Origin of the sequence: Veillonella atypica (assembly GCF_041431435.1) — a bacterium.
Lineage (GTDB): Bacteria > Bacillota > Negativicutes > Veillonellales > Veillonellaceae > Veillonella > Veillonella atypica.
On the sequence record NZ_JAPVXV010000001.1, the window covers coordinates 190,508 to 206,729 of the forward strand.

The window sequence follows — 16,222 nt, forward strand, 5'->3', positions numbered from 1 at the left end:
AAGTAGTACAATAATACTATTAATTAGAATCACAAATAGATTTGAGGAGGCACCTACATGAACGAAAAATATGTAGCCCAAGATATTGAGAAAAAGTGGCAAAAGTATTGGGATGAGAACCATACTTTTAAAACTGAATATGACGAAAGTAAAGAGAAATACTATGCATTAGAAATGTTCCCATATCCATCTGGTAATTTGCATATGGGCCATGTGCGCAACTATTCCATCGGCGACGTAGTAGCGCGCTTTAAGAAAATGAATGGCTTTAATGTATTGCATCCAATGGGCTGGGATTCCTTTGGTATGCCTGCAGAAAACGCAGCCATCAAACATGGTATTGCACCTAAGACATGGACTCTTGATAATATTGAGAACATGAAAAAGCAACAAAAAGCATTGGGCCTTTCTTATGATTGGGACCGTGAAGTTGCTACATGTAAAGAAGATTACTATAAATGGACACAATGGTTCTTTGAACAATTCTATAAAAAAGGGTTAGCTTATAAAAAAGAAGCAAAGGTTAACTGGTGTGAAACATGCCACACCGTATTAGCGAACGAACAAGTTATCGATGGTCTTTGCTGGCGTTGTGATAATCCTGTAGAGAAAAAGGATTTATCTCAATGGTTCCTCCGCATCACTGAATATGCAGATCGCTTGTTAGATGACCTCGATACACTCGATGGTTGGCCTCAACGCGTTAAATTGATGCAAAAGAACTGGATTGGCCGCTCTGAAGGTACTGAATTCTCCTTTGATGTGCCATCCATTAACGAACGCATTTCCGTATATACAACTCGTGTAGATACAATCTATGGCGTAAGCTACGTTGTATTAGCTCCTGAACATCCATATGTGGAACGTTTAATTGAAAAAGCGCCTAACAAGGCTGATTTAGATGCTTTCATTACGCGTATGCGCAACATGAGCGACATTGATCGCACATCTACAGAAGCACCTAAGGAAGGTATGTTTACCGGTTCTTATGCAGTAAATCCTATGTCTGGCGAACAAGTGCCTATTTGGATTGCTAACTATGTTCTCGTAGATTATGGTACTGGCGCTGTTATGGGTTCTCCTGCTCATGATGAACGGGACTGGGAATTTGCTCATAAATACGATTTGCCTATTAAACCTGTTGTTTCTCACAATGGTGAAAGCTATAATTTTGATACATGGGAAGAATCTGACCACGAAGATGGTGTGTTGATTAATTCCGGCGAATTTGATGGTCAAACATCTGAAGAGGCTCGTAAAAATATTACGGCTGCACTTCACGAACGTGGTATCGGTGAAGGTAAAACTAATTTCCGCCTTCGCGATTGGCTTATTTCTCGCCAACGCTACTGGGGCGTGCCAATTCCTGTTGTATATTGCGATACATGTGGTGAACAACTTGTACCAGAAGAAGAATTACCTGTACGTCTTCCTGAAGATGTTAAATTCGAATCCGGTGCTGTATCCCCATTGGCAACATCCGAAGCTTTCATGAATGCTACATGCCCTAAATGTGGTGGTCCTGCGCGTCGTGAAACAGATACAATGGATACATTCATCGACTCCTCTTGGTATTTCTTGCGTTACACTGACGCATTGAACGATAAAGCACCATTTGATTCTAAAATTGCTAATTACTGGATGAACGTTGACCAATACATTGGCGGTATTGAACATGCGATTTTGCATTTGTTATACTCTCGTTTCTTTGTGAAAGTTATCCATGATTTAGGCCTCATCGAAGCTAACGAACCATTCCGTGGCCTTTTAACACAAGGTATGGTACTTAAAGAAGGCAGCAAGATGTCTAAATCTAAAGGTAATGTCGTTTCTCCAGAAGAAATCATCAATAAGTACGGTGCTGATACGGCGCGTTTATTCATCTTGTTCGCAGCACCAGTTGATCGCGATCTTGATTGGAGTGACCAAGGTGTTGAAGGTTCCTATCGTTTCTTAGGCCGCGTATGGCGTATTGTGGATGCGTATGACCAAGCGGCTAAGGAAAATCATACAGGTGACCTTACAAAAGATGAAGTAGCATTACGCCGCGAATTACACCGTGTTATCAAAAAGGTTACAGAAGATTTAGATAATAACTTCAACTTTAATACGGCAATCAGTGCCATCATGGAACTTGTCAATGCTATGTATGCACACAAGGACAAAGCAGAATCTGTAAATGCTGATCTTGCTAATGAATTAACACATAATCTCGTGTTGTTATTAGCTCCATTCGTACCACATATTACAGAAGAATTGTGGCATGAACTTGGCGAAACTGAATCCGTTCACACTATGAACTGGCCAACATACGAAGAATCTGCTCTTGAAGTAGACGAAGTAGAAGTGGTTCTTCAAGTTAATGGTAAGGTTCGCGATAAATTAACTGTTTCTGTGAATATTACGAAAGAAGAATTAGAAGCATTGGCTAAAGAATCCAGCCGTGTTCAAGAATTTACAGAAGGTAAACAAATCGTTAAGGTTATCTACGTACCAGGTAAACTTGTAAATATCGTTGTAAAATAATATTTCTATATATGATTTGTTAATATCTTGAAAGCCCCCAACTACATAGGTAGAAGGGGGCTTTATTATCTAGAGAGGTTATTATGGCAAAACGTAGCGATTATATTTCTTGGGACGAATACTTTATGGGTGTTGCTATTTTGGCTGCGCAACGTTCCAAAGATCCTAATACACAAGTGGGGGCCTGTATCGTCAGCAATGATAATAAGATTTTATCCATTGGCTATAATGGCATGCCCTTAAACTGTAGTGATGATGATTTTACGTGGGAACGGGATACGGCAGATGATAACAAATATTTCTATACCGTTCATAGTGAATTAAATGCGATTTTAAACTATCGCGGTGGTTCGTTAGAAGGTTCTAAGATTTATGTAACATTGTTCCCTTGCAATGAATGTGCTAAGGCAATCATTCAAAGCGGCATAAAGGCCGTTATCTATCGTGATGATTTATACAAGGATACTAAAGAGGTTAAGGCTTCAAAACGTATGTTAAGGACGGCTGGCGTAGATATCATAGAATATCAATCGACGGGCCGCGTATTGGAAATAACACTGTAATATAAAAAAGAGGGATGGTGTATCCTTCGAAAGCGACTTTGGCCCTGCGGAGGCCGAAGGCCGGAGTCAGACCTGGCCGGTGGAGCTAACGGAGGATGTACCATCCCTTTTATATGTTATTTGTTATACCAATAAGCGGCCGTCGATCATGATATCTACTTGTTGGCCGTCTTTTGTAATACCTTTAATATTCATTTTTTCATGACCAATCATAAAGTCTACATGAGCGAGTGAGTGGTTAAGACCACGTTCTTTAAGTTCTTCTTCAGATAGACCGTCACTATTTTTCAAACATGTTGGATAAGCAGCACCAATTGCTAAGTGGCATGATGCATTTTCATCAAATAATGTTTCATAGTAAATCATGTTAGATTGACTAATAGGGCTATAGTGGTCCACAAGGGCTACTTCACCAAGATATTGAGACCCTTCATCTGTTTCGATGAGTTCTTTTAGGATATCTAACCCTTCTTCAGCTGTGTAATCAACGATTCTACCATTTTCAAAAGTAAAGGCGAAGTTAGAAATTGGATTACCTTGGTAGATAAGTGGTTTTGTACTAACTACTTTACCGTTTACACCATTCCATTGAGGAGCACAGAACACTTCTTCTGTAGGAATATTAGCGTTGAATTTAATTCCTTCTTTAGAGAATTCTTCGCCACCTTGCCAAATATGGTCTTCCGGTAATTCGAGGAGTAAATCTGTGCCATTTTCACAGGTGTATCGCAATGCTTTTAAATCAAGAGTATTTAATGCTTCGCGACGATGGCGTAGCTTAGCCATGTGATGGGCATAGGTATCTTTGGGTTCTACATCATTGAGGCGGCATAATTTTAATAATGTAAGCCATAATTGGTCAATTTTTTCTTTATCAGATCCTTCGTAGCCAAGAAGTTCAGCCCAAAGCACTGTTGGTACAGCGGCTACACACCATGTTACGGACGAGTTCATGATAGCTGTATGGTAGAAGGATAGGACCTTGTTAAGATTGCGTGAGTTTAGGCTAATGCGCTCCGTAGGGATGCCTGCTAATGCCTTTGGATTGGCACTGATAAGTGATAAAAACGCAGCTTTTTCCTCTACATATTGTTCGTAATATACAGGTATCCATTTTGCTGGTGTTTCTAGAACCGACGCATCAGCATGTAATAATCGTTGGCGCGTTATAGGGGTATGTCGCCAATTGATGATAACCTCTTTAGCACCCAATTGGTAAGCTTCTTCTGTAACGATGACTGCAAAATCTTTATTGTCTACATCAACCGATACGATGAGTGTTTGTTTTTCTTGTAAATTAACGCCAGACTGCAATAGTGTACGGGCATATTTACGTAATAATTCTTGATCCATTATAGACTCCTTAACATAGTAATAGGACATACCGGGAAAGCATGTTCTTTTAATTCGATATCATTTTGAAAACTCCTGCTTATGTGACTAATAGAGTCACGAGTAGGAGTTATTTGTTGTATATGGAAACTCTAATAGTAGGAGGTGACCATATGAAACAACTAATCATGTCACATAAGTGGATTGTCATAATCCTGTGTATTTTAGTAGGAATTTATTTCCTATGGCCTATTATAACAGAAGGAAGCACCATAATGCCAGATTCATCTGTATTAGCCGCTGATATGATAAAGGATACTACCACTGAACAACAAAATAGTACGTCCCTTTCCATGAATGGTGATACGACACGGGGAGAATCACAACAGGCGGATGGGAAGGATAGCATTGTATATATAACTGGTGCCATTCAATCGCCAGGGCTTTATAAGGTAGCATCTAGCTCGACCATTGGGGATGTCATAAAAGGGGCTGGTGGTGCACTACCATATGGTGATCTAGAGTCGATTAATCTAGCTGAATCTGTGCAAGGGGGACAACATATTCACGTCAAATTTAACTTTCACGGAAATCCTGAAGCATTGCTACGAAATCAAAAGATTAATATCAATACAGCTACCGTTAAAGAACTCGATTCACTGCCTGGCATTGGACCAACTATGGCAAAACGGATTGAAGAATATCGTCAAAGTAAGGGGGCTTTTACATCTATAGAGGATATTAAGCACGTCAAGGGTATCGGCGATGGATTATTTAAGAAGATACGCGATAAAATTACAGTCTAATGTACCTATCTATTTGACCCTAAATATGTTAATGACATACTCAGAGATAGCCCATTGTATACTAAGTGGTATCATAATAGGTATTTTATGTGCCTATAGCTGGCATTATGTATTGCTCGATACAAGTTGGTACTGTATATGTGGCACAGTTGGATACCTACTATATACATTGGCTAAATCTGTGGTTCGTTATAGATTACAATCGTCTTTATCAATTACCTATATAATTGTAACCTGTATCATTTCATGTGCATTAGGGGGCGTATCATATGTACATGTAAATCATCAAATTAATCAGTATGTTGGGCATACTAAATTCTTTTTATCACAAGAAGGTGAATATGCATTACTCATTGATTCTCCGGTAGATCTAAAAATAATCGATGGAAAAGAATATAAATCATTTAGTGCTTTACTGTTAGGACTAGTGCCACACAAGGATACGGCAAAAGGCGTGCATATTAAGGCTGATGGGCATATTAAGGTAACAATACAAGAAAATTCTACACATCTTCATATGGGTGATTCTATCATCGTTTATGGTACGCCTAAATCTCTATATCTAACAGAAGAACGAGGGACCATTGATAAGCGCAATAAGGCAATACGTAATGAAGATATGGGTACCATATTTGATGGTACCTATAAGGTGGTTAATTTACACGTACTTGAACAGTATAAGATAGATTCGTATATAGGCTATTATCAACGGTGGCTTCACATAATTGATTCCATGCGTAGTACTGTTGAAGAATTGATGCAAAAGTATTTATCAGATACAACGAAATGGCTTGGAACTGCTTTAGTTCTAGGTGGACACTATGGAGAATTAGGCCAAGATGTACTGCGTCAATTTGGTTACACTGGCATCATTCATATTTTATCTATATCGGGTTCCCATATTGCACTGTTATTTTCTATCGTATATGGCCTATGTAGATTAGGTCGTATCAGAAAACGATATGCCATGATAGGTGGTATTATAGTATCTATCTTTTATTGTATATTAGTTGGTTTCAGTGCACCTGTTGTTCGTTCAACCATAATGGGGATTTGGCTCGCTTTAGCTTATTTAAAAGGCCGCATGTATACGGCGAAACAAGGATTGGCAGTGACGGCCATACTATTTTTACTATACGATCCGTTACTCATATTAGATGTAAGCTTTCAACTATCCTTTGGTGCTACCTATGGGCTCTTAGTATTTGGCAGGCCTTTATATCGATGGATTACAGTATTGCCACCGATTGTGAAAGCTCCACTAGTACTCTGCATCAGTGCACAGCTCCTATTGATACCTTTTCAGCTGTATTATTTTCACTATCTGAGTTTAGCCAGTCTATTGGCAGCTATCATTATTACACCTTTACTCGATATAGCGATTATTCTGTTGTTTGGATGTACGATTATTTCGTTACTTATCCCCATAGGATTTGTATGGAAATTAGTAGATAGTATCTTAACCATATGTTTATATGCAAATGCTCATCTCGCTAATAGTTCTATTTGTTTATGGTGGATAGGTACCATTTCTTCCACATTAGGGATGTTATACTATGGATGTATAGGATTACTATATATTAACCTAGTTTCATTAAAGCTTAGATTTAGAACTTTCACAAAAGGAATTATTCTTATGGGAATCGGTATAATTGCTATAGCTTATAGTGGTATCTTATATAGAAATGAAACGATCTTACATATTGTACCTATGAAACAGTCTAATGCGATGCTCATTGTAAAGCCTTTTGAAAAAGAGGCAATTGTATATATCGATACACCTGATGCTATTCCTATGAAAGCTAGTGAAATTCGCGTAAGAAATGGTCTACAAAGTTTTGGTATTCCATTAAAAAATGCTCATGTTCAACGATTTCAATCGACGGGCAAAAATACTGTTTTATACAAAAATGATATAACGTCTGTGATGGTCTATAATAGACAAAATGGTGAAAAAAAACTACAATTAAATGATATGAGGAACACTATTTTGATTACCTCGCAGTCGCATATGGTGAATCAAATTGTAGCGTTACATTCGAATTGTCCTATGCTTGTTAGCATGCCTAGAGGAGCGATGCGAGACATTGATCCAGATGCGGAACATGTTCATTTATGGGGCTATCAATATATTCCAGACTATCGATTATGAAAGGGGGACTAGCGATGCATCAAGTATATCTAATCTATGGTAATGAACCACAACTCATAGAAGAAGAGAAACAAAAATTTTTCTTATCTCATAAAAATCTAGATGTGCGCGTATTGCATGATGAAGCAGGTCCTTCCAAAATATCAGAACAATTGATGGAGGATTCTTTGTTTGGCGATGCTAAGTTATTTTGTCTTATCAATCCTCCTATCTTAAAAAAAGCAGGCCAAAAAGAGAGTCAAGAATGGGATGCACTGGCCGATTTACTGATGAATTATACCGGTGATAATCCAGTACTTATTATCTATCACGATATGGTGGATAAACGATTAAAACAAAATAAAAAGATATTAGAATCGATTCCTAACAAGGAATGTAAGCGATTAGAAGGTGACGATTTATTGATGTGGATACGTCAGTATTGCACATCTAATGGATATACGCTAACGCCTGATGGACATGATTATGTATCTCACCTATTGGAGTTATGGCAAGATGTGCCGGTTGCCTTTATGCGTACCGAGTTTGATCGATATTTTCTCTTATTAGGGACTCATAAGAAAATTGATAGATCTTTTTTAATGGAACATAGTAGTAATTATGGGGCTAAAAATATCTTTACCTTTAAAGAAGCTCTATTAAAACAAGATGTGAATACCTTATTAGAATTATTTCCATTTATGTTTAGCTATAAAGAAATCGACCGCGCCATGGGGTATATCGAAGGACAATTGCGGCTCCAATTATTGGTAAGCGAATGTCGTGCTGCAGGTATGACAGCTAAACAGGTAGAAAATTTTTGTAAAGAAAATGGGGCCTCTTATAAACCGTACCCTATAAAACTAGCCTATGAAGCGAGTTCTCGTATTTCTATAAAGGCTTTAAAAGCACTCTTAAAAGGATTATATGAGGTTATATTAGATAGTCGCACAAGCAAAGGGGATATGTGGCGATTTAGGGATTTATGTTTAACCTATTGTGGGTATAAGGGATAAAAATGAAAGTACGTTATCGAGTAGTACCAAAACAGAATAGTAAACCTGCTTTCTATGTGAATTGTGATGATAAACAGGTAACCATTCAAGCAGCAGATTCAGCGTTTAAAACATTAGTGTCATTACAAGAACGCTTAGCTGCTTGGTACAAAGAAAAAAATATTTCCTTTGATACGATTCCTACCAATGCAACTACATCTTGCTGCTTTGCGTGGAAGGTAGATGACGATGATGAAGAATTTGCACCGTACTACTATGCCGGTGGTTGTGGTGTAGGTGAATTTATTGAAGACGTTGAAGCGCATCGACAAAAATTAGAAGAAGAAAACATGCCAGAGAGAGGAAAGTCCTTTGCTGGCAATAACGATGATGAAATTGATTATGCAGATGAGTTTGTGCCATTTATGGATGCGGTGGAATTGGACTATTTTAATCCAGACCCCACATCGTATGAGTCTGTAACTACAAGAAATCCATCTGTATCTAGTAGCTCATCATCTACATCTTCAGCTAATAATGGACATCAACACAAAGGGGGCAAGAAATATCCACAACGCGCGCCTAAGGATGCCCCAACTGATGAGGGCATGATTTTAGGTCCACGCATTGAGGGCACGACATCCAGCATCATGGGCACTGTAGAAACACCAAGTGTCATTTTTGAAGGTGTGTTCATTGGCCTTGATAAACGCGATACTAGGACTGGTAAAAGTATTGTAAATGGCAGTATCGTAGATGATACGAACAGTATGAAGTTTATCAAGTTTACGAATAGTCCAGAAGAAGGGGATGCCTTATTAAAACAATTAAAGAAATTGCAAAAGGTGCGCGTTCAAGGTAGTGTCAACTTTGATGATCGATTTGATAAGGACTATATTTTATCTATACGTAGTATCGAAGCTATCGAAGAAGACAATACAAATGAACGGACAGAAGACAGACCAGATTCTCGTGTTGAGCTTCATCTCCATACTAAGATGAGTGATAAAGATGCACTCGTATCGATTAAGGATTTATTTAAAACTGTCAAAAAATGGGGCCATCCTGCGGTCGCTATTACGGACCATGGTGTTGTACAAGCCTTTCCTGAAGCACAAGCACTTGGTAAAGAACTTGGTGTTAAGGTTATTTATGGCGTTGAAGGATATCTCGTTGATGATGCGGATTTAGAAAAGGAATTATCCTTAGACGTTGTAAAACGAAAAGATGAAGCGCCTCGTTATCACATTATTTTGTTAGCGCAAAACATGGTGGGCTTACGTAATCTGTATAAAATGATTTCTATATCCCATTTGGAATACTATAAACGGAGACCTCGTTTGCCTCGTTCTATCATTGAAGAACATCGTGAAGGTATTCTTATAGGGTCTGCTTGTGAAGCAGGTGAATTGATGCAGGCTATTGTTAAAGGTTCCTCCAAAGAAGAGCTATTAACGATTGCATCATTCTATGATTACCTTGAAATTCAACCACATACCAACAATACATTCTTAATTCGCAAGGGTATCGTGCCAGATGAACAAGCTCTGATCGATATGAATAAGACGGTTATTGAATTGGGCGAAGCCCTCAATAAACGTGTATGTGCTACCTGTGACGTTCATTATTTAACGCCAGAAGAAAAGATTTATCGTGAGATTATGTTAACCGCTTGTGGGTTCCCTGATGCGGATGAACAACCGGATTTACATTTGCGTACTACTGATGAAATGTTAGCATCATTCCCATATTTGAGTGAAGAAAAAGCCTATGAGGTTGTTGTTGCGAATACACGGGCCATCAACGATAGTATTGAAGACATTAAACCAGTGCCAGATGGCACATATTCACCTAAAATTGAAGGGGCCGATGAAGCTTTCACAGAAATGTGTTATGTAAATGCGAAGAAGATTTATGGTGATCCATTGCCTCGTGTTGTACAAGAACGCCTAGATTATGAGCTTGACTGTATCATCAGCAATGGTTATGGCGTGCTTTACTATATCGCTCATAAGCTGGTAAAAAAATCGCTAGATGATGGCTATCTAGTAGGTTCTCGTGGTTCTGTAGGTTCGTCCTTTGCAGCGACCATGTCGGAGATTACAGAGGTTAATCCATTGCCACCGCATTATATTTGCCCTGAATGTAAGTGGTCGGAATTTTATGAAAATGGTGAATACGCCGGTGGATTCGATTTACCGCGTCGTGACTGTCCTAATTGCGGTCATCCATTACAAACGAATGGTCATGACATTCCATTTGCTATCTTCCTTGGTTTCGAAGGCGATAAGGTTCCAGATATTGATTTGAACTTCTCTGGTGACTACCAAGCGAAGGCCCATAAATACACAGAAGAACTGTTTGGTCGTGATAATGTATTTAAGGCCGGTACGATTGGTACCATTGCAGATAAGACTGCGTTTGGGTATGTAAAGAAATATGCAGAGCTTAGAAATATTCAGGCTCGTAGTGGATTCCTTGAGCACCTAGCAAAAGGTTTTACAAATGTAAAAAATACGACAGGCCAACATCCTGGTGGCATCATGGTTTGTCCTCGTGATATGGATGTGCACCATTTTACGCCGATTCAGCATCCGGCCAATAAAAAAGAGAGTGGCGTATTAACCACTCACTTTGATTATCACTCTATTGAAGGGCGTATGACAAAACTCGATATTCTGGGCCATGATGATCCGACGATTATTCGTATGCTGGAGGATTTGACCGGTATTGATGCGAAGACGATTCCTTTTGATGATCCGAGAACGCTAAGCCTATTCTCATCAACAGAGGGTATCGGATTGACGCCTGAACAATTGCAAGGGGACCAAGTAGCTAGCCTTGCCGTACCGGAATGTGGTACGAAATTTGTACGGGGCATGTTAGAAGATTCTAGGCCGCAAACCTTCTCTGATCTTGTTCGTATTTCTGGTTTCTCCCACGGTACGAATGTATGGCTCGATAATGCACAGGAACTTATTAAAAATGGTACTTGTAAATTGAATGAAGCTATTTCTACTCGTGATGACGTAATGAACTTTTTGATTCATCGTGGCATGAACAAGAAAAACAGTTTCTTCGTCATGGAAAATGTTCGTAAAGGGAAGGGCATCGAAAAGAGAAATAAACAAGGGCAAGCGACTACGGAATTTGAAAAAGAAATGCGAGAAAATAATATTCCTGAATGGTTTATTGAGTCTTGTAAAAAGATTTCCTATCTATTCCCACGTGCCCATGCCGTTGCTTACGTTATGATGGCCTTCCGTATTGCGTGGTTTAAGGTATACCATCCATTAGCATTCTACGCTGCCTATTTTTCCATCCGTGCAAAAGCCTTTGATTTACGGATCATGACAGGTGATTTGAATACACAATTGAAAGAATTTAATCGTATTAAAGCTCTTGACCGTGGTGCCAGCCCTAAGGAAAAGGATTTGATGTCCGCCTTAGAGGTATCTATGGAAATGTATCAACGGGGCTATCGATTTATTAACGTAGATATTCAACATTCCGGTGCTCGCCGATTTAGCATTAAGGACGGCGCACTATTACCACCATTCTTAGCTATCGATTCACTTGGTGAAACCGTTGCCGATGCAATTGTAGAAGAACGAGAAGCAAAACCATTTACATCCTTAAAAGACTTGCAACGTCGTTGTAAGGTATCTGCTACAATCATTGAAACAATGAAAGAACTTAAATGCTGTGGAGATTTGCCAGAAGATGAACAAATGTCGCTGTTTGGCTAATAAATTTAAAAGGTGTCATCGTTTGATGACACCTTTTTTTGAAAGTTTTGCAATTTAATTATTTTGGCAGATTTTAGTATAAGGATTTATATTTCATCCAGTTAGTTTTAGCCATTTCTTTAAGTTCTGTACCACGTCCATCAAGGATGGCGTTGATCAAGTATTTACTAAAGCCTTTTGCTTGTTGGTATGCAATTTTTGGAGGCATAGCAAGTTCTTGTTTATCTACACGAACGTTGATAATAACAGGACCTTCATTATAGTTCAAGGCTTCTTTAATTTTTTCATCAACTTCGCGAGAATTTGTAATGCTAATACCTTTGATACCAGCTGCTTCGGCAAGTTTACCAAAATCAGGATTTACAAAGTCTGTAGCATAATCTAGGTAACCAGATGCTTTCATTTCCATGGCAATGAAGCTAAGTTCTTCATTGTTAAATACGAATACTTTCACAGGAAGATTTAATTGTTTTAATGACAACATTTCGCCCATCATCATTGTGAAACCGCCGTCCCCAGATAGGGAGATAACTTGGCGATTTGGACATGCATTTTGAGCGCCTATTGCGTGCATCATTGCATTGGCCATGGAACCGTGGTTGTAGGAGCCAATGATACGACGTTTGCCATTTGTTTTAATATGGCGTGCTGTCCAGATAACCGGAGTGCCCACATCGAATGTGAAGATGGCGTCATCAGCAGCCAATTTATTGAGACGATTTACGAAATATTGAGGGTGAATTGCTACGCCATCAGGTTCAGCAACGGCATAGCTGTCCAAATCATTGCGGAATTTAGTGTATGCTTTACGAACGGTATCGATGAATTCTGTATCATCGCGTTGTGTAAGGTGAGGAAGTAGTTCGTGTAATGTATCTTTCACAGAACCTATGATGCCTTGTGTTAATGGAACGCGTGCACCTAGGGCAGATGGATTGATGTCTACTTGAATTACCTTAGCATTTTCAGGATAGAATGGACGATAAGGGAAATCGGTACCTAGCATGATTAGTGTATCGCATTGCTCAATAGCACGGTAACCGGATGTATAACCAAGCAAACCTGTCATGCCCACATCATAAGGATTGTCCCATTCGACCCATTCTTTGCCTCTGAAAGCATGTACAACAGGGGCTTGTAATTTAGTAGCAAGTTCAACCACTTCGTCATGAGCACCGGCACAACCAGCACCACAGAAAAGTGTAATGCGTTTGCCATTGTTTATATGTTGGACCATTTCAAGAATATCCTCTGATTGAGGAATTACGCGTGGCAATTTAGGCGCATGCCATGTAGGTAATTCATCAATTTCTGTTTCCATAACGGCCACATCACCAGGTAGAACGATTACGGCTACATCGCGATTGCCAACTGCGGCATTCATGGCGCGGAATAGGATTTCAGGCATTTGCTTTGGATTAGAAACGAGTTCACAGAAACAAGAGCACTCTTTAAATAAATTTTCTGGATGTGTTTCTTGGAAATAGTTGAGACCGACTTCGGATTGTGGAATATGAGAGGCAATAGCGAGCACTGGTACACGATTGCGATGACAATCAAATAGACCATTGATCAAATGGAGATTACCAGGGCCAGAGCTACCAGCACATACGGTTAATTTACCTGTTAATAGAGCCTCTGCACCAGCAGCGAAGGCTGCAGATTCTTCGTGGCGCACATGTTCAAATTGAATTTTCCCATTACGACGTAAACTATCGTTTACCGAGTTTAAACTATCCCCAGTAATACCATAAATTCTTTCGATGCCTGCGTTAGCTAATACTTCTATGATTACATCTGATATACGTTTTTTTGCCATATTATCACCTCTGTATGATAATTAATGTTATTTAAAAATATAATTCATTGTATACTATAAATAGTAGTATCTTATGATTGCATATTATGTGACTTTTATCACAATATATTGTATACATCACAAAATTAGTTCAATTTCTAAAAGTGTTATATAGTTGAGATGGATATTAATAAGTTTTCTCATATACAAATGTATAATCTTGCGAAAGTATCATAAAAGTGGTACTATAAACATATAAATTAATATGATAAGTCTTTGGGGATAGGTGAAATTCCTTACCGGCGGTTATAGTCCGCGAGCTATATGGCATGAATCGGTGCAATTCCGATACCGACAGTAGAGTCTGGATGAGAAAAGACAATAGCACATATATTTTGTATGTGTATATATGATGCCCCAAGGACTATGTTTATAGTCCTTTTTTTATTGAGGTATTATGATGAACGACGAATTATATATGAAGCGTGCCATTTGTCTTGCAAAAATGGCAACTGGACATACATCGCCCAATCCTTTGGTTGGTGCCGTCGTAGTAAAAAATAATACAATAGTTGGCGAAGGGTATCACCATAAGGCTGGTGAGGCCCATGCGGAAGTGCATGCTTTAGATGCCGCAGGCGACAATGCTAGGGGGGCTACCTTATATGTAACTCTTGAGCCTTGTGCTCATTATGGTAAGACCCCGCCATGTGCAAAGCGTGTCGTTGAATCTGGTATTGCTCGCGTTGTGATTGGTAGTACTGATCCCAATCCACTGGTAGCTGGTAAGGGCATTCAAATTCTTACTGAGGCAGGTATAGAGGTAACTACAGATGTATGTGTGGATGAATGTATTCAGTTGAATGAACATTTCTTTACATTTATTCAAACACATAAACCGTTTGTAACCATAAAAAGTGCTATGTCCCTAGATGGTAAAATTGCTACTTTCACCGGTCAATCTCAATGGATTACGAATGAAAGTTCCCGTAAGGACGGACATATATTGCGAGCGTCTCATGATGCGATGCTTGTTGGTATTGGTACCATCTTGGCTGATGATCCATTGCTTAATTGTAGGCTCACTAGAGATGAATTATATGAAGCACTTATCGACAGACACGATGTCTCCATAGATAATACATTAGAGGTGCATCAGCCAGATATTATTATTCTGGATAGTCAGGGGCGTACGCCAACGGATGCAAAGGTATTTACGATACCAAATCGTAAGGTTATCATTTATGTAGCGAAAGGTTGTCCAGAGCAGCGTAGAATTGTTTTGGCTAATGTTGGAGCGATTGTAGAAGAACTCCCAACAAAATCGGTGCGTCAAGGTCGTACCACCGATGTAGCTATAGATATTAAGAAGATAGATATTCAAGCGTGTTTGGAACATCTTGGGGAACAAGAATACACATCAGTGCTTGTTGAAGGTGGTTCCACCATTATCAGTTCCTTTGTTGAATCGTTGGCCTTTGATAAAATTGTTACCTATATAGGCAATCTTGTCATAGGAGGAGCGAATAGTACAGCTGCTGTAGGTGGTACCGGTTTTGCTACATTACATGAGGCGCCTACACTCGAATTTGCTAGTTCGCGAATACTAGATAATAATATTCGTATTGAATCCTATCGTTTAGGAAGGGAGGGCTCCTATGTTTACAGGCATCGTTGAAGAAGTTGGCAAAATAGTAAACGTTAAAAAGGGTGCCCAATCCTTATTATTGACAATCGGTGGCAATACGATTTTTGACGATTTAAAAATTGGCGATTCAGTAGCGGTTAATGGCGTTTGTTTAACTGCCACATCTATTGGAAATCACCAATTTACAGCAGATGTTATGCCAGAGTCAATAAGTATGACGACATTTACCAATTTAAAGGTAAATCAACCCGTTAATCTCGAACGCGCTATGGCTGCTAATGGAAGGTTTGGAGGTCATATTGTAGCTGGTCATGTAGATGGTACAGGTCGCATCGTCAATATGAAACGAACAGATAATGCCATTGTTTTCACTATTTCTGCTCCAAAATCGATTATGGATTACGTCATTTATAAAGGATCTATTACAATCGATGGCATTAGCTTAACGATTATGGAGAGAACTGAATCGACCTTTTCCGTATCTATCATTCCACATACATTAAGCGAAACTGTGCTCGGACATGCGTCGATTGGTACAGAGGTAAATTTAGAAACAGATATTACAGGCCGTTATATTCGTCATTTTATGACATTAGATGTGCCTACACATACAAGTAAGTCTCAAAAATCCATGGAATCTCTATTAGTAGAGAACGGATTTATGTAAAAGGAGG

Annotated in this window: 10 protein-coding genes and 1 riboswitch; of the genes, 8 read left to right on the forward strand and 2 right to left on the reverse strand. The window is 39.0% G+C overall.

Going from position 1 to position 16,222, the window contains the following annotated elements:
* Positions 1 to 57 precede the first annotated feature (57 nt).
* Both leuS and O3598_RS00870 read left to right on the forward strand, forming a co-directional pair.
* The gene (leuS, locus tag O3598_RS00865; protein ID WP_371451438.1) at positions 58 to 2,526 is read left to right on the forward strand and encodes a leucine--tRNA ligase; all 2,469 of its coding nucleotides are present in this window, start codon (positions 58 to 60) and stop codon (positions 2,524 to 2,526) included.
* 83 nt (positions 2,527 to 2,609) lie between these two features.
* Positions 2,610 to 3,089 (forward strand): deoxycytidylate deaminase, encoded by a 480-nt coding sequence (locus tag O3598_RS00870; RefSeq protein WP_371451439.1) that lies wholly within the window; start codon positions 2,610 to 2,612, stop codon positions 3,087 to 3,089.
* A gap of 123 nt (positions 3,090 to 3,212) precedes the next feature.
* On the opposite strand, the gene O3598_RS00875 is transcribed toward O3598_RS00870, so the two are convergent.
* On the reverse strand, positions 3,213 to 4,442 hold the full coding sequence (locus O3598_RS00875; protein ID WP_371451440.1) for an aminopeptidase: 1,230 nt from the start codon (positions 4,440 to 4,442) through the stop codon (positions 3,213 to 3,215).
* A 152-nt stretch (positions 4,443 to 4,594) separates the two neighbouring features.
* Here O3598_RS00875 and O3598_RS00880 point away from each other — a divergent pair, with 152 nt between their 5' ends.
* The 4 genes from O3598_RS00880 to O3598_RS00895 all read left to right on the forward strand — a co-directional run bounded on the left by O3598_RS00880 (position 4,595) and on the right by O3598_RS00895 (position 12,102).
* Positions 4,595 to 5,227 carry a ComEA family DNA-binding protein gene (locus O3598_RS00880; protein ID WP_371451442.1) on the forward strand — a complete coding sequence of 211 codons (633 nt, stop codon included), beginning with the start codon at positions 4,595 to 4,597 and terminating at the stop codon, positions 5,225 to 5,227.
* Between the two features lie 112 nt (positions 5,228 to 5,339).
* Entirely contained in the window at positions 5,340 to 7,379 is a 2,040-nt protein-coding gene (locus O3598_RS00885; RefSeq protein ID WP_371451444.1) for a ComEC/Rec2 family competence protein, read from the forward strand.
* A gap of 14 nt (positions 7,380 to 7,393) precedes the next feature.
* Positions 7,394 to 8,374 (forward strand): DNA polymerase III subunit delta, encoded by a 981-nt coding sequence (gene holA / locus O3598_RS00890; RefSeq protein WP_371451446.1) that lies wholly within the window; start codon positions 7,394 to 7,396, stop codon positions 8,372 to 8,374.
* A gap of 2 nt (positions 8,375 to 8,376) precedes the next feature.
* The gene (locus O3598_RS00895; RefSeq protein ID WP_371451448.1) at positions 8,377 to 12,102 is read left to right on the forward strand and encodes a PolC-type DNA polymerase III; all 3,726 of its coding nucleotides are present in this window, start codon (positions 8,377 to 8,379) and stop codon (positions 12,100 to 12,102) included.
* 73 nt (positions 12,103 to 12,175) lie between these two features.
* Here the strand turns inward: O3598_RS00895 and poxB are convergent, their stop codons facing one another.
* Positions 12,176 to 13,921 carry a ubiquinone-dependent pyruvate dehydrogenase gene (gene poxB, locus O3598_RS00900; protein WP_371451450.1) on the reverse strand — a complete coding sequence of 582 codons (1,746 nt, stop codon included), beginning with the start codon at positions 13,919 to 13,921 and terminating at the stop codon, positions 12,176 to 12,178.
* A 247-nt stretch (positions 13,922 to 14,168) separates the two neighbouring features.
* Positions 14,169 to 14,284, forward strand: a riboswitch (FMN riboswitch).
* A 73-nt stretch (positions 14,285 to 14,357) separates the two neighbouring features.
* Between poxB and ribD the strand changes: the two genes are divergently transcribed.
* Positions 14,358 to 15,578 carry a bifunctional diaminohydroxyphosphoribosylaminopyrimidine deaminase/5-amino-6-(5-phosphoribosylamino)uracil reductase RibD gene (gene ribD, locus O3598_RS00905; RefSeq protein ID WP_371451452.1) on the forward strand — a complete coding sequence of 407 codons (1,221 nt, stop codon included), beginning with the start codon at positions 14,358 to 14,360 and terminating at the stop codon, positions 15,576 to 15,578.
* Positions 15,559 to 16,215 carry a riboflavin synthase gene (locus O3598_RS00910; RefSeq protein ID WP_156718681.1) on the forward strand — a complete coding sequence of 219 codons (657 nt, stop codon included), beginning with the start codon at positions 15,559 to 15,561 and terminating at the stop codon, positions 16,213 to 16,215. The genes ribD and O3598_RS00910 overlap by 20 nt, the downstream gene beginning before the upstream one ends.
* Positions 16,216 to 16,222 lie beyond the last annotated feature (7 nt).

Excerpts from the sequence above, each read along its gene's own strand:
- O3598_RS00880 (WP_371451442.1), top strand. The coding sequence starts at position 4,595 with ATGAAACAACTAATCATGTCACATAAGTGGATTGTCATAATCCTGTGT.
- leuS (WP_371451438.1), top strand. The coding sequence starts at position 58 with ATGAACGAAAAATATGTAGCCCAAGATATTGAGAAAAAGTGGCAAAAG.
- O3598_RS00910 (WP_156718681.1), top strand. The coding sequence starts at position 15,559 with ATGTTTACAGGCATCGTTGAAGAAGTTGGCAAAATAGTAAACGTTAAA.
- O3598_RS00875 (WP_371451440.1), bottom strand. The coding sequence starts at position 4,442 with ATGGATCAAGAATTATTACGTAAATATGCCCGTACACTATTGCAGTCT.
- O3598_RS00895 (WP_371451448.1), top strand. The coding sequence starts at position 8,377 with ATGAAAGTACGTTATCGAGTAGTACCAAAACAGAATAGTAAACCTGCT.
- ribD (WP_371451452.1), top strand. The coding sequence starts at position 14,358 with ATGATGAACGACGAATTATATATGAAGCGTGCCATTTGTCTTGCAAAA.
- O3598_RS00870 (WP_371451439.1), top strand. The coding sequence starts at position 2,610 with ATGGCAAAACGTAGCGATTATATTTCTTGGGACGAATACTTTATGGGT.
- holA (WP_371451446.1), top strand. The coding sequence starts at position 7,394 with ATGCATCAAGTATATCTAATCTATGGTAATGAACCACAACTCATAGAA.
- poxB (WP_371451450.1), bottom strand. The coding sequence starts at position 13,921 with ATGGCAAAAAAACGTATATCAGATGTAATCATAGAAGTATTAGCTAAC.